Below are 12,963 nucleotides of genomic sequence, written 5' to 3' on the forward strand. Positions count from 1 at the left end.
ATATCTATATGTCGGATTAATGGAGGATGTATGTATAATTTTGATTTTTATAACCCTACACATATCGTATTTGGTAAAGACCGTTTAGATGAATTAGATACATTGGTACCAAAGGATGCAAAGGTGCTCATTACTTATGGTGGTGGCTCCGCTGTGCACAGTGGTCTTATTGATCGCATTGTGAAAGCTCTTGGTAACCGCAAGGTTGAGCAGTTTGGTGGTATTGAGCCAAACCCATCTCTTGAAACTTGTGAACGTGCGGTAGCTTTCATTAAAGAACATGGCGTAGATTTCGTTCTCGCTGTAGGCGGCGGTTCTGTAGTAGATGCTACAAAACTCATCGTTATGGGCGCTACATATGATGGGCCTGTTATTGATGTTATGAAGGCTGGCGTACCAGAGGTGCCCGTTGAAATGGTGCCAAATCCATTACCGTTTGGCACAGTTATGACACTACCTGCAACGGGTTCTGAAATGAACAATGGTGCAGTTATTACTTATGGTGATGGTAAATTCCCTGTATTTAGCAGCTTAGTATTCCCTAAGTTCTCCATGCTGGATCCAACATTGACTTTCACATTGCCTGAAAGACAAGTTAAGAACGGCGTTATTGATACCTTTGTGCATACCACAGAGCAATATTTAACATATCCTGTAGAAGGCCGTATTCAAGATCGTTTTAGCGAAGGTATTTTGAAAACTATGATTGAAATCGGCAAAGAAACAGTAGAAAATCCAGAAAATTACGATATTCGTGCTAACCACGTGTGGGCTTCTACCTTGGCATTAAACGGCTTGATTGGTGCAGGCGTGCCACAAGACTGGGCTACACATCTTATCGGACATGAATTGACCGCTGCGTACCATCTTGATCACGGTATAACATTAGCCATCGTATTGCCTGCATTATTGGAAGTGAAAAAAGCAGATAAACTCGAAAAATTGGCACAATATGCGACACGCGTATGGCATATCACAGAAGGTACAACAGAAGAAAAAGCAGATAAGGCTATTGCTAAAACTCGTGAATTCTTCGAGTCCCTTGGTGTATCTACGCATTTGAAAGACTATGGCCTTGGCGTTGAAGCAGTTGATAAAATTGTGAAACAATTAGAAGATCATGGTATGACACAAATTGGTGAAAAAGGCGATGTAACACCAGAAGTAGCTCGCGAGATTTTAATGCGTGCCTTATAATTAAGGGGATTAACAGTGTAAACTTGTATGATATGGAAAGGAGGCGCTCCCTATAAATAAAATAAAAAATAGAAGTGCATTTTCTTTTGCACTTCCTATTATGATTCCTATGGGGCTTAGTTTCCTTTTTCTTGGAGTAGGCTTTGGTTTGTATGCTACCAGTCAAGGGTTTCCTTGGTGGACCGCTCCTGTTTTAGCTAGTACCATATTTGCAGGCTCCATGGAGTTCGTAACTATTGGGCTGTTAATGGCAGGCTTTGATCCAGTGAATACTTTTATGTTGACCTTGTTTGTCAATGGGCGCCATTTCTTCTATGGTCTATCTGCACTACAGCGATATGTGCATATGGGATGGAAATGGTTTCCTACAGTTGCGTGGATGTGTGATGAAAGCTTTGCAATTAATGTATCTACGAAGTTACCCGATGATGTAGATGAAAAATGGTTCTACTTCCATGTATCGTGGCTTAATTATATCTTCTGGGTGGTGAGTACTCTTGTAGGGGGATTGTTCGGCGATTTATTAGCATCTGTAGATTTGCGAGGTATTGGTTTTGTATTACCTGGCTTATTTATTGTTATATTCCTTGAAATGTTATTTAATGCTAAAAGTAATAATATTCGAGGCTTAGGTGCTGTTGGAGCCGTTGTAGCACTAGCAATGCTTCTATTAACGGGAAAATCCTTATTTATGCTTGCTTCTATGGGGTGTATGCTCGTAGTATGTTATATAGCGTATAAGTGGGGAGGTGTACATCTTGACTAGTTTTGAAATAGTCATTACCGTTGCCATTGTTGTAGCGGGCACAATACTTACACGTTTCTCTGCTTTTCTTATTTTCCCACCTGGTAAGAATGCCCCAGATTTTGTACAGTATTTAGGCAAGGCATTACCTGCAGCGGTTATGGGGATGCTTGTTGTGTATACCTTTAAAGATACAATTGTGTTATCCTATCCATATGGAGTACCGGAACTTATTGCTTTATTAGTGACCGTTGGCATGCATGTATGGAAACGAAATATGTTTATGTCTATTGGAGCCGGTACTGTAGTATACATGATACTTGTTCAAGCCGTATTTAATATACCTAAATAAAATAAAGTATACTAACATAAACTACAATAAAATAAAGAGCACTAAAATAAACCACTTATATCTATTCCTAAAGGAGGATATAAGTGGTTTTGTTTTTATGTTCTATTTAAGTTGTAATAATCTTTCAAGACCTAGTGCAGTGTGGTGGTCCTCTAAGAAGTCTTGTTGATCTAATAATTCCATAACATCCATGTCGATGTTAGTGAGTTTGAAATCGAATACATCAAAGTTAGCTTCCATATGGCTCACGTTATTTGCCTTTGGCAATGGAATGATGCCTCGTTGGATGTGCCAACGCAAGATGATTTGGTGTTTTGATACACCGTATTTTTCCGCCAAGCTTTTGATGATTGGATGGTCAAAAATTGGTTGGCGGTCACGGGTAAATGGAGACCATGCCATACCTACAACTTGATGCTTTCTCATCAATTGTAAGAGGGCCTGACGTTGGTTGAACGGGTGGCATTCGATTTGGTTGACCACCGGTTTTACATTGCAGTGGTACAGCAAGTCAATGAGGCGATCCTCGTAGAAGTTAGATAGGCCTAACCCACGAAGTACATTTTGATCGTATAATTCTTCCATGGCGCGCCAAGAGCCGTAGTAATCACCCAGTGGTTGATGTACCAGCATGATGTCAATATAGTTGGTATCTAATTTCTTTAAGGAGCTTTCAACAGCACGCATCGTATTATCATAGCCCGCATCAGTGTGCCAAATTTTAGTAGTGATGATTATATCTGTTCGTTTGATACCAGATGCTCTGATTCCTTTAGCCACGGCTTCTTCATTGCCATAATAGGCGGCCGTATCGAGTAAACGATAGCCTACGCCAAGTGCATTGGCAACAGCTTGTTCAGTCTCTCCTTCGGTACCTGTTTTATAGGTACCATAACCGATGGAGGGAATGAAGCTACCATTATTTAAAATCCTAAAGTCCATCCGTTCTTCCATGAGAACCTCCGTTATATCCATAAATTAGAGAAATTAGCTTTCATACAATTCTAACTGATTTTATGATATACTAAGGTATTGATAAAAATCAATATGATAGGAAGTGACAGAATGCAAATAAATCGTTTCTACTCTGTGATTGCTATTCTTGGTGTCATGATTATGACACTCGCTATTGCGGGATGTGGTACGAAAACCGTATCCGTCTCAGAGGTAACGTACAAGGATATGCCGTTGCAGATTCATAATGATGCCAATGTAACGGCCCTTAATAAGGCGACGATAACGCCGACCTTGACGGGGCAGGTCGTGTATGCCGTGAAAGTAGGCGATCAAGTACAGCAAGGTCAAACTGTGGCAACTGTAGATACATCGGCTTTACAACAACAGCTAGCATCCTTGCAAGGACAATTAGCGCAAGCCCAATCACAATCATATGCCTCAGCTGTGACGACTACGACCGCAGCATCTATAGATAGTGCTCAACTGGAACAGGCTCAACGTATGCGCGAAGCGGGCATAATTACACAAAAAGAATATGATCGTATTTTGGAACGATCTCAACCACAAACTACAACAGTTACAACCGGTGGTGGCGGAGGCATCAATACGGCGGCCATTGAGGCACAAATCGCACAAGTATCGGCTCAGATGGCGGCATCTACAATCGTGGCTCCTATAGCAGGTACTGTAACATCTATCTATAACGAAGACCGTCAAATGGCGATTGCAGACCGTCCATTTATGATGATTCAGCAATCTACGCCGATGGTTGCATCCCTCAGCATTCCTCGTGATGCGGCTATGAAATTAGGCACATCTGAGGCCAAGAAGGGGATGAAGGTACTTCTCAAGGTAGGGGACCAAGAATTACCAGGTGAATTGACTTACGTAGATATTACTCAGCCTGAAAATGTGCCAAGTGTTCTTGTGAAAGCAACTTTCAACAATGAGAAAGGCCTAATCAAGGCTGGTGAATTCTATACACTCATTATTGAATCTAATGTGAAAGCCAAGATGCTGACCGTTCCAACTAAGGCGGTTCGGGAAAATCAAGATGGGAAATATGTATATGTATTGACTGAGAATAATACAGTTGATGTACGTGTTGTTGAGGTAGGCATCACTGAAGGCGATGACGTAGCCATTATTTCTGGCTTAAACGAAGGTGATAAGGTTATTACGACGGATGGCACCTTTGTGTTAGGTGAATCTGTAAAATTGTAATTATGAGACCTAAGATTTTAGTACTAGATTGTTAGGATTATGTTTAAATGTGATGGAATCAAAACTTTCACAGATTGTGAAAGTAACCTCAAAAGAGGAATCTGATAGGAGGGATTATTATTTTAGAATTTAAACGTTTTGAATTGAGAGATAAACCATTAATCGACAAATATTTTGAACAACATCATTATGAAGCATCCGATAATTGCTTTACTACATTGTTTATGTGGCAAGATCCGTACGGTATTCGCTGGGCTGAAGAGAATGGCGTATTGTACATCCAAGGTGGTGGCAAGCGTGAGCCATTCCTTTTACCTCCATTTGCTGGTAAAGATGCAAAGTTCCTTGATGGCTTGTTGCGTGCTAAAGAATGGTTCGTAGAAAATAAATTGCCGTTCCGTTTTAAAGGTGTTAGCAAAGCTGTAAAAGAACGCATGGAAGACCTATGTCCTGGTCGCTATGCATTTACACCTGATCGAGACAACTACGAATATATTTACAAGTCCGAAGATCTTATCAACTTGTCTGGTAAGAAATTTCGTCAAAAGAAAAACCATTTAAACCAATTCCGCATGCAATATTCTAACTATGAATATGTGCCAATTACAGAAGATATCATCCCATTGTGTCGTGAAACGGCAGCATCTTGGGTAGAAACGCATCATGAAGAAGGTATCGAAGATGAATTGGTAGCCATCAATTTGTTATTTGATAACTGGGATGTTTTGGGTCTTAAGGGCGGTGCCATTAAATTATTCGGCCGTGTTGAAGCCTTTAGTATTGGTGAGCTACTCAATGACAGAATTGCTTTGATTCACATTGAAAAAGCAAATCCAGATATTCGTGGTTTGTATCAAGCTATTAACAATGAATTCATTCGTCATGAATTTAGCGAAGTAGAATTTATCAACCGCGAAGAAGATATGGGTTTGCCTGGCCTTCGTCAAGCAAAAGAATCTTATAACCCAGATCATTTTGCTGAAAAATATGACGCAGTATATGCTAACGAAGCTGATAATGCGACAGGCGGCAAATAAAAATCTGAGCTATGAAGCCGATGTGCTTCATAGCTCATTTTGTTATAATAGAATTATCAGCCTACCTATTTGAATTTAACTATCGTATCATCATGGCGATATGATGATATGATGTATGGCGATACATTTAGATATTATATGTTGTGATGCGACAGATAGATAGTAGCTTTTATGATATAACGAGGATATAAATATGGAATTTAGAATTGCGACGGCTCAAGATACGCCTCATGTGGAGAATCTATGGGCGTACTGCTTTGAACCAAAGGAAGATCCATTCTTCCAATATTATTTTACAAATTGCTATGAACCAGAGAATACAATGGTCGGACTAGAACAGGATCAATTGTTGAGCACCGTTCATTTGCGTCAATATAATCTTAACGTTCGCGGTGCTGTATTACCTACGAGTTATATGGTAGGCGTTGCAACGCATCCTGCGGCTCGCCGTGGTGGAGTAGGCGGTGCATTATTGACCTCTGCACTAGATGAGCTTCGTAAACGCGGCCAAGCTATGACGATTTTGATGCCATCCAAGGCGGCATTCTATCAACAATATGGTTGGGAACTTTATGCTCATCAATGGGTGAACACCATGTCGCTAGAAGACTTGCGCCCTATGACAGATAAAACGTTGAGCTTTGGCTTGCTAAATAGCGTAGATCAATGGAATTTGTTAGATCCAGTATATAAAACATATACGGCTCGTCTTTCCGGCTACGCAGAGCGCGGTGAAAAGGAGTGGAAACGATTATTAGGCAGCTTCTTTGCAGAAGGCGTAAACATTGCTGTAGTGCGCAACGATGATAACGTCATTGAAGGCTATGCAGTGTATCGTTTAGGTCAGCCTGAAATTCCTGTTTCTGAATTGGTTTACACGACACGCCGTGCACAACGTGCATTATTGAACTACTTCTATAATCACCGTTCTCAAGGCACTTCTATTCGTTGGAATGAAGGTCTTCATGATACATACTATCGCTTCTATCCTGATGGTAGAACTGGTCACGCTACGATGCCGTATATGATGAGTCGTATTGTAGATGTAAAAACTGCTTTTGAAGCGATTCCTGTAATTCCAGAGGCATTGATGATGCCTATCACAATGACCTTTGCAGTAAAAGATAAACTTTGCAGCTGGAACGAAGGCCGTTATGAAGTGCAATATGGCGGTGCATTAACTCCATCCGTTAAAAAGATTTCTGATACATTAGAGGGCGAAGCAGATGTTACCGTTGAGGTCGGTGCATTGAGCCAGTTATTAATGGGCACTCTTACGGTTCGAGACCTTGTTTTTGAAGGGAAACTTTCAGTAAGCGAAGAATGGTTAGACTATTTCGATATTCTCTATCCTGAACAAAAAACATATATTAACGAATGGTGGTAATATGAGCTGGAAAACGTATACGGTGAAAGAACCGACAGAGTTGACGGTCTCTAAATATGTAAAAGAACGATTTTCCTTATCCTCTCGGGATATTCAAATGATGTTTCGCAAGAAACGGGTAAAAGTTAATAGCCGTGTGGCTCATTCACAACGGGCACTCAAAAAAGGGGATGTGTTAACCTTAGAATTACCACAAGATAAGGATTATGGGGTTGATGTAGAAAAGGGACCGATTACAGTTCTCTATGAAGATGCGCATACGTTAGTTGTAAATAAGGATCCCTTTATGCTCGTTCATCCTGCAGGGCAAACGAAGTCTTGTACATTAAGTAACTATGCGGCAGGATATTATGCAAAGAAAAACGTAGTTCATAAGGTTCGACCTGTGCACCGCCTCGACCGAGATACATCGGGGTGCATTCTCTTTGGTAAAACAAAAGAAGCACAACAATACTATACGGATGAGCTACAAGCAGGTCGTATCGACCGCATTTATATAGGCCTTGTAGAAGGGCGTATTGATGCGGATGGTATGGTAGATGTGCCTATCGGGGTAGATCCAGTATTTGATAATCGCCGCGTTGTCGATGAATTTGGTCAGCCGGCTCAAACGGAATATACCGTTCTCGGTTATGAAGGTGACAATACTCTGTTACGTTTTAAGTTATTGACTGGTAGAACTCATCAAATTCGCGTACACATGGAATACATTGGACATCCTATTGTTGGTGATGCCATGTATGGTACGCGCAATAAGCCTTATACACGCCAATGCTTACATGCATCGGAGCTAACCTTCGTGCCGTATGGTAAGGACGAAGCTATTACGGTTACCTGTGAAGTAGGGGATAATTTTGGTCGAGAATAATAACTGTTGATTTTTCTACTCTAAATAATAAACCGATCGTATTTATTGAATGAGAAGCTTATTATCCCTGTATCCTTGTATACAAAAAACAATAGTGATAAAAACTCATAGTCTATGCATGAAAAGCATAGACTATGTTTTTTTTATATTTTCAATTCACAGTGGACAGGAGTATACTGTGTATAGACATGAAATTCTATAGAATGTTAAATTGATAATTTTATAGAGAAATAGTTTGTTAGTTATACTTTTACCAAGACCGAACGGAACGATGCCGCAGTGCTTGGAATGATCAAGTGATATGAAGGAGTGCACGTTATGGATATGAAGCAAAGCACAATAGAGCAACAACGTCTAGATCAAGCTAGACTCGAAGCCAATGGCATGTATAGCAGCCAATTTGAAAAGGATGCGTGTGGTATGGGCTTCGTTGTTAATATTAAGGGGAAAAAATCTCATGATATTATCGACGATGGTTTGCGCATTTTGGAGCGCCTTGAACACCGTGGTGGTGCCGGTGCCGATAAAGACACGGGTGATGGTGCCGGTATTTTGGTACAAATTCCGCACGAGTTCTTCAAGCGTGAGTGCGAAGTGCTTGGTATTCAATTGCCTGCAGCTGGCGAATATGGCGTAGGTATGGTATTTGCCCATAAATATGAAAGTCTCCGTAACGAGCAGAAGCGAATTCTCGAAGAGGTCGTACGCGAAGAGGGGCAAGTTGTTCTCGGCTGGCGTGAAGTACCGGTAGATGGTACAAAGGTTGGTAAAGAGGCTGCGGCGATTCGCCCTTGGATGATTCAAATCCTCATCGGTAAAGGTCCAGATGTAACGAACAATAAGGAATTTGAACGCAAATTATATATCATCCGTAAATTAGCGGAAAAACGTATCATTCCATTAAGCAAGGAATTATCTAGTGATTTTTATATCGCATCTTTGTCTTCTAAAACAATCGTATATAAAGGTATGCTAACACCTGGTCAATTGCGCGACTTCTATCTTGATTTGAGCGACCTTGACTTTACATCTGCGTTGGCAATGGTTCACTCTCGTTTCAGTACGAATACATTTCCAAGCTGGGCTCGGGCACATCCTAACCGTTTCTTAGTTCATAATGGTGAAATTAATACAATTCGCGGTAATGTAAACTGGATCAATGCTCGTGAAGGTAAAGCGGAATCTCCATTGTTCCCAGATATCAAAAAGGTATTCCCCGTAGTAGATGATAGCGGTTCTGACTCCGCTATGTTTGATAACACATTGGAATTCTTGCACATGACAGGGCGTTCCTTGCCTCATGCGATTATGATGATGATTCCTGAGCCTTGGGAACGTAATAATCTCATGAGCCAAGAAAAACATGATTTCTATGAGTTCAATAGCTTTATGATGGAACCATGGGATGGTCCTGCGGCTATGGGGTTTACCGATGGTACCGTTATCGGCGGTGTGCTTGACCGTAATGGATTGCGTCCCGCTCGTTACTATGTGACAACAGATGACCGCGTTATCATGGCTTCTGAAGTGGGTGTTGTCAACGAAAATGCCGAAAACATCCGTGCTAAAGGCCGTTTGGAACCAGGTAAAATGCTTCTCATCGATACAGATGAACAACGTATCATTTCCGATGAAGAAATCAAACATCGCGTTGCTACTGAATTACCGTACGATGAATGGGTAAAAGAACACGTGATTCACTTATCTGAAATTACTCAGGCCGATGAAAGCTCCATTCCAAAAATTGAAGATTTATTCAAAAATCAACAAGCCTTTGGTTATACTCAAGAAGACCTTGTGCGCATGATTGTGCCTATGGCAAAAGATGGTAAAGACCCTGTAGGTGCCATGGGTGCCGATGCGCCTTTAGCCATCTTGTCCGATAAACCACAATTGCTATATAGCTACTTCAAGCAAATGTTTGCCCAAGTAACGAATCCTCCTATCGACTCTATACGTGAGGAGATGGTTACATCTACACGGGTTATGCTTGGTAACTCTGGTAATCTAACAGATCCTAACAAAGCAGGAACCTATGCGCTGTCTATGCGCACACCAATCCTTACGAACCAAGAGTTGGCATCCATTAAGGCTCTTGATTGTCGTCGCATGAAATCCGTAACCTTGCCAATTCTCTTCGATCCTACTAAGGGTGCTGAAGGCTTGCGAGATGCGCTAAATGATTTATGCGAAAAGGCAGAAGAAGCAGCTCGTACAGATCAAAATGTGTTGATTTTATCCGACCGCGGTGTCGATGAAAATCATGCACCAATTCCAGCATTATTAGCTGTAGCAGCTGTTCATAATCATTTGATCGACAAAGTGTTGCGTACAGAAATCGGCCTCATTCTTGAATCTGGTGAACCACGTGAGGTTCATCACTTCTGTACATTAATTGGCTATGGCGTAACGGCTGTTAACCCATATTTGGCGCTTGAAACAGTTCGCGATTTGCAAGCTCGTAAACGTCTTGGTGATATTACACCAGAAGAAGCAGAAAAGAACTACATCAAGGCCGCTGTGGGTGGCATCATGAAAGTTATGTCCAAAATGGGTATTTCCACAGTTCGATCCTACCACGGTGCACAAATCTTTGAAGCTTTGGGATTGAATACTAACTTCATTAACAAGTTCTTTGTAAATACGCCAACGCGTATCGGCGGTATTGGCCTTGGCGGTGTAGCACATGAAGCCTTGGCTCGTTATGAACGGGCTTTCAAATCCGATGAAACTGTACTCGAACCAGGCGGTTGGTATGGTCCTGTAAAAGATGGGGAAGAGCATTTGTTCAATCCTAAGACGATTGATTTGTTACAAGAATCCCTTATCAACAGCGATTATGCTAAATATAAAGAATACTCTAAAGCGATTCGCAACGATTACCACGTTACATTACGTTCCTTGATGGAATTGAACTATCCAGTAGGCGGTGGTATTCCTATCGAAGAGGTTGAGCCGGAAGAGTCTATCGTAAAACGCTTTAAAGCGGGCGCTATGAGTTACGGTGCCATCAGTAAAGAAGCGCATGAAGCGATTGCTATCGCTATGAATCGTTTAGGCTCTACATCCAACTCTGGTGAAGGTGGCGAAGACGTAGCTCGTTTCAAACCATTGCCAAACGGCGACAGCATGAACTCCGAAGTAAAACAGATTGCATCTGGTCGTTTCGGGGTAACAGCGAATTATTTGATCAATGCAAAAGAATTGCAAATTAAATGTGCTCAAGGCGCTAAGCCAGGTGAAGGTGGCCAATTACCGGGCAAAAAGGTATATCCTGAAATCGCGAAAGCTCGTCACTCCACTCCTGGTGTTGAACTTGTATCTCCACCACCGCATCATGATATTTACTCCATCGAAGACTTGGCGGAGTTAATTTACGATTTAAAATGCGTCAACAAAGATGCGCGTATTTCCGTTAAATTGACATCTGAAGCAGGCGTTGGCACGATTGCTGCCGGTGTTGCGAAAGCGAAAGCGGATAATATCTTGATTTCCGGATACGATGGCGGTACTGGTGCGGCAGGTCGTACATCTGTTAAACACGCTGGTGTGCCTTGGGAATTAGGTTTGTCTGAAACCCATCAAACCTTGATGCTCAATAGATTGCGTGACCGTGTTCAATTAGAAGTAGACTCTAAATTGATGACCGGTTTCGATGTGGCTGTAGCAGCTATGCTCGGTGCAGAGTTGTTCGGCTTTGGTACATTGCCGCTGGTAGCGGTAGGTTGTAAAATGGCTCGTGTATGTAATCTCAACACATGCCCTTACGGCGTAGCCACACAAGACGAAAAATTGCGTGCCCGCTTCACAGGTAAGCCTGAGTATGTAGAAAACTTGATGCTCTTTATCGCTCGTGAATTGCGTGAAATCATGGCTCGTCTAGGTATTCGCTCCGTAGCAGAACTCGTTGGTCGTATCGATCTTGTGCGTCAAAAATCTCAAGACGATAACTTCAAGTTGTCCCGCGTTGATCTTAAACGCATATTGTTCCGTCCGTACATCGATGCCGCTGTAGGTCATATGCACATGGTTGACCAAAATCACGAGTTGGAACGCACCTTGGATATGTCCAAGCTCTTGCGTATGTGCCGTCCTGCTATTGAGGACCAAAAACCGATTCGCGCTAAATTGGCAATCACTAATATCAACCGTGTTGTAGGTACCTTGGTTGGTTCTGAGGTGACTCGTCGTTATGGTGAAAGCGGCTTGCCAGACAATACGATCAAGTTGAATTTCGAAGGCTCTGCAGGCCAATCCTTTGGTGCTTTCATCCCTAAAGGTATGACCTTAGAACTAGAAGGCGATGCGAACGACTACCTTGGTAAAGGTTTATCCGGTGGTACAATTACTGTGTATCCGCCTAAAGCATCTATCTTTGAGGCTGACGAAAACATCCTTATCGGTAATGTTGCCTTCTACGGTGCAACCTCTGGTACATCTTATATCAATGGTGTAGCTGGTGAACGTTTTGCCGTTCGTAACAGTGGCATCACTGCCGTTGTGGAAGGCGTCGGCGACCATGGCTGTGAATACATGACTGGTGGCGAAGTGCTCGTACTCGGTAAAATCGGCCGTAACTTCGGAGCAGGTATGTCCGGTGGCTATGCGTACATCCTCGATTGCGATGAACGCTATGTAAATACAGGTCTCGTAGAACTACGTCCTGCCAATAATGATGACCTTAAACGCATTAAAGAACTGGTAGAACAACATGTATTGCACACTAACTCCGCTAAAGGCCGTCACATCCTTGAAAACTGGAATAACTTTGTAAACAGATTTACAAAAGTTGTACCTGTAGCATACGAAGAAATGCAAGCTACTATTGAACGTTTCAAAGAACAAGGCTTGTCCTTAGAAGAAGCGCAATTGGCTGCATTTAAAGAAAAATATGCATAATATATTTCTCCTTAGTTAATTTTTGTTATATAAGAATACAGTGAAAAGCCTCTATAGCTTTGACTATAGAGGCTTTTTCATGTATAATATCTGTATTGCAATATTGGATCATGGCAGTTCTCGGGCCTGTGCAATGGGGGCCTGTGAATCGTGTCAGGACTGAGAGGTAGCAGCACTAAGCGGTAACCTTCATGTGCCACGGGGAACCCGGGGGCTGTCGTGATCGAATATTGCAAGGCGGCCTGTGAGGCCGCTTTTTTTATGTCTAATTTAGGAATGTATGATACTTTATTCTGT

Annotated in this window: 9 protein-coding genes and 1 other RNA gene; 9 read left to right on the forward strand and 1 reads right to left on the reverse strand. The window is 42.0% G+C overall.

Annotated elements, in window-relative coordinates; all coding sequences use genetic code 11:
• Positions 1 to 30 precede the first annotated feature (30 nt).
• The 3 genes from RYO55_RS00730 (at position 31) to RYO55_RS00740 (ending at position 2,294) form a co-directional block, all read left to right on the forward strand.
• Positions 31 to 1,197 carry an iron-containing alcohol dehydrogenase gene (locus RYO55_RS00730; RefSeq protein ID WP_295814774.1) on the forward strand — a complete coding sequence of 389 codons (1,167 nt, stop codon included), beginning with the start codon at positions 31 to 33 and terminating at the stop codon, positions 1,195 to 1,197.
• A gap of 100 nt (positions 1,198 to 1,297) precedes the next feature.
• Positions 1,298 to 1,963 (forward strand): AzlC family ABC transporter permease, encoded by a 666-nt coding sequence (locus RYO55_RS00735; RefSeq protein WP_004694895.1) that lies wholly within the window; start codon positions 1,298 to 1,300, stop codon positions 1,961 to 1,963.
• On the forward strand, positions 1,956 to 2,294 hold the full coding sequence (locus RYO55_RS00740) for a branched-chain amino acid transporter permease (protein WP_314983724.1): 339 nt from the start codon (positions 1,956 to 1,958) through the stop codon (positions 2,292 to 2,294). The genes RYO55_RS00735 and RYO55_RS00740 overlap by 8 nt, the downstream gene beginning before the upstream one ends.
• Positions 2,295 to 2,396: 102 nt before the next feature.
• Here the strand turns inward: RYO55_RS00740 and RYO55_RS00745 are convergent, their stop codons facing one another.
• Complete coding sequence (locus tag RYO55_RS00745; RefSeq protein WP_295814783.1) at positions 2,397 to 3,248, reverse strand: aldo/keto reductase; 852 nt, start codon at positions 3,246 to 3,248, stop codon at positions 2,397 to 2,399.
• Between the two features lie 111 nt (positions 3,249 to 3,359).
• On the opposite strand from RYO55_RS00745, the gene RYO55_RS00750 reads away from it, so the two are divergent.
• The 6 genes from RYO55_RS00750 to ffs all read left to right on the forward strand — a co-directional run bounded on the left by RYO55_RS00750 (position 3,360) and on the right by ffs (position 12,883).
• Positions 3,360 to 4,475, forward strand: a complete 1,116-nt coding sequence (locus RYO55_RS00750) for an efflux RND transporter periplasmic adaptor subunit (RefSeq protein WP_295814786.1) — start codon at positions 3,360 to 3,362, stop codon at positions 4,473 to 4,475.
• 101 nt (positions 4,476 to 4,576) lie between these two features.
• Complete coding sequence (locus RYO55_RS00755) at positions 4,577 to 5,512, forward strand: phosphatidylglycerol lysyltransferase domain-containing protein (protein WP_338323809.1); 936 nt, start codon at positions 4,577 to 4,579, stop codon at positions 5,510 to 5,512.
• 193 nt (positions 5,513 to 5,705) lie between these two features.
• Positions 5,706 to 6,899 (forward strand): GNAT family N-acetyltransferase, encoded by a 1,194-nt coding sequence (gene eis / locus RYO55_RS00760; protein ID WP_314983729.1) that lies wholly within the window; start codon positions 5,706 to 5,708, stop codon positions 6,897 to 6,899.
• Position 6,900: 1 nt separating this feature from the next.
• Positions 6,901 to 7,767 (forward strand): RluA family pseudouridine synthase, encoded by an 867-nt coding sequence (locus RYO55_RS00765; RefSeq protein WP_314983731.1) that lies wholly within the window; start codon positions 6,901 to 6,903, stop codon positions 7,765 to 7,767.
• A 318-nt stretch (positions 7,768 to 8,085) separates the two neighbouring features.
• Positions 8,086 to 12,666: a glutamate synthase large subunit gene (gene gltB / locus RYO55_RS00770; RefSeq protein WP_314983732.1), complete on the forward strand. Its 4,581-nt coding sequence runs from the start codon at positions 8,086 to 8,088 to the stop codon at positions 12,664 to 12,666.
• A 117-nt stretch (positions 12,667 to 12,783) separates the two neighbouring features.
• An RNA gene (gene ffs, locus RYO55_RS00775) (signal recognition particle sRNA small type) lies at positions 12,784 to 12,883 on the forward strand.
• The last annotated feature ends 80 nt before the right edge of the window (positions 12,884 to 12,963 follow it).

The organism is uncultured Veillonella sp., from assembly GCF_963551295.1.
Taxonomy (GTDB): Bacteria; Bacillota; Negativicutes; order Veillonellales; family Veillonellaceae; genus Veillonella.

Coding starts and splice junctions, on each gene's coding strand:
- RYO55_RS00750 (WP_295814786.1), top strand. CDS start 3,360: ATGCAAATAAATCGTTTCTACTCTGTGATTGCTATTCTTGGTGTCATG.
- RYO55_RS00765 (WP_314983731.1), top strand. CDS start 6,901: ATGAGCTGGAAAACGTATACGGTGAAAGAACCGACAGAGTTGACGGTC.
- RYO55_RS00730 (WP_295814774.1), top strand. CDS start 31: ATGTATAATTTTGATTTTTATAACCCTACACATATCGTATTTGGTAAA.
- gltB (WP_314983732.1), top strand. CDS start 8,086: ATGGATATGAAGCAAAGCACAATAGAGCAACAACGTCTAGATCAAGCT.
- eis (WP_314983729.1), top strand. CDS start 5,706: ATGGAATTTAGAATTGCGACGGCTCAAGATACGCCTCATGTGGAGAAT.
- RYO55_RS00735 (WP_004694895.1), top strand. CDS start 1,298: ATGATTCCTATGGGGCTTAGTTTCCTTTTTCTTGGAGTAGGCTTTGGT.
- RYO55_RS00745 (WP_295814783.1), bottom strand. CDS start 3,248: ATGGAAGAACGGATGGACTTTAGGATTTTAAATAATGGTAGCTTCATT.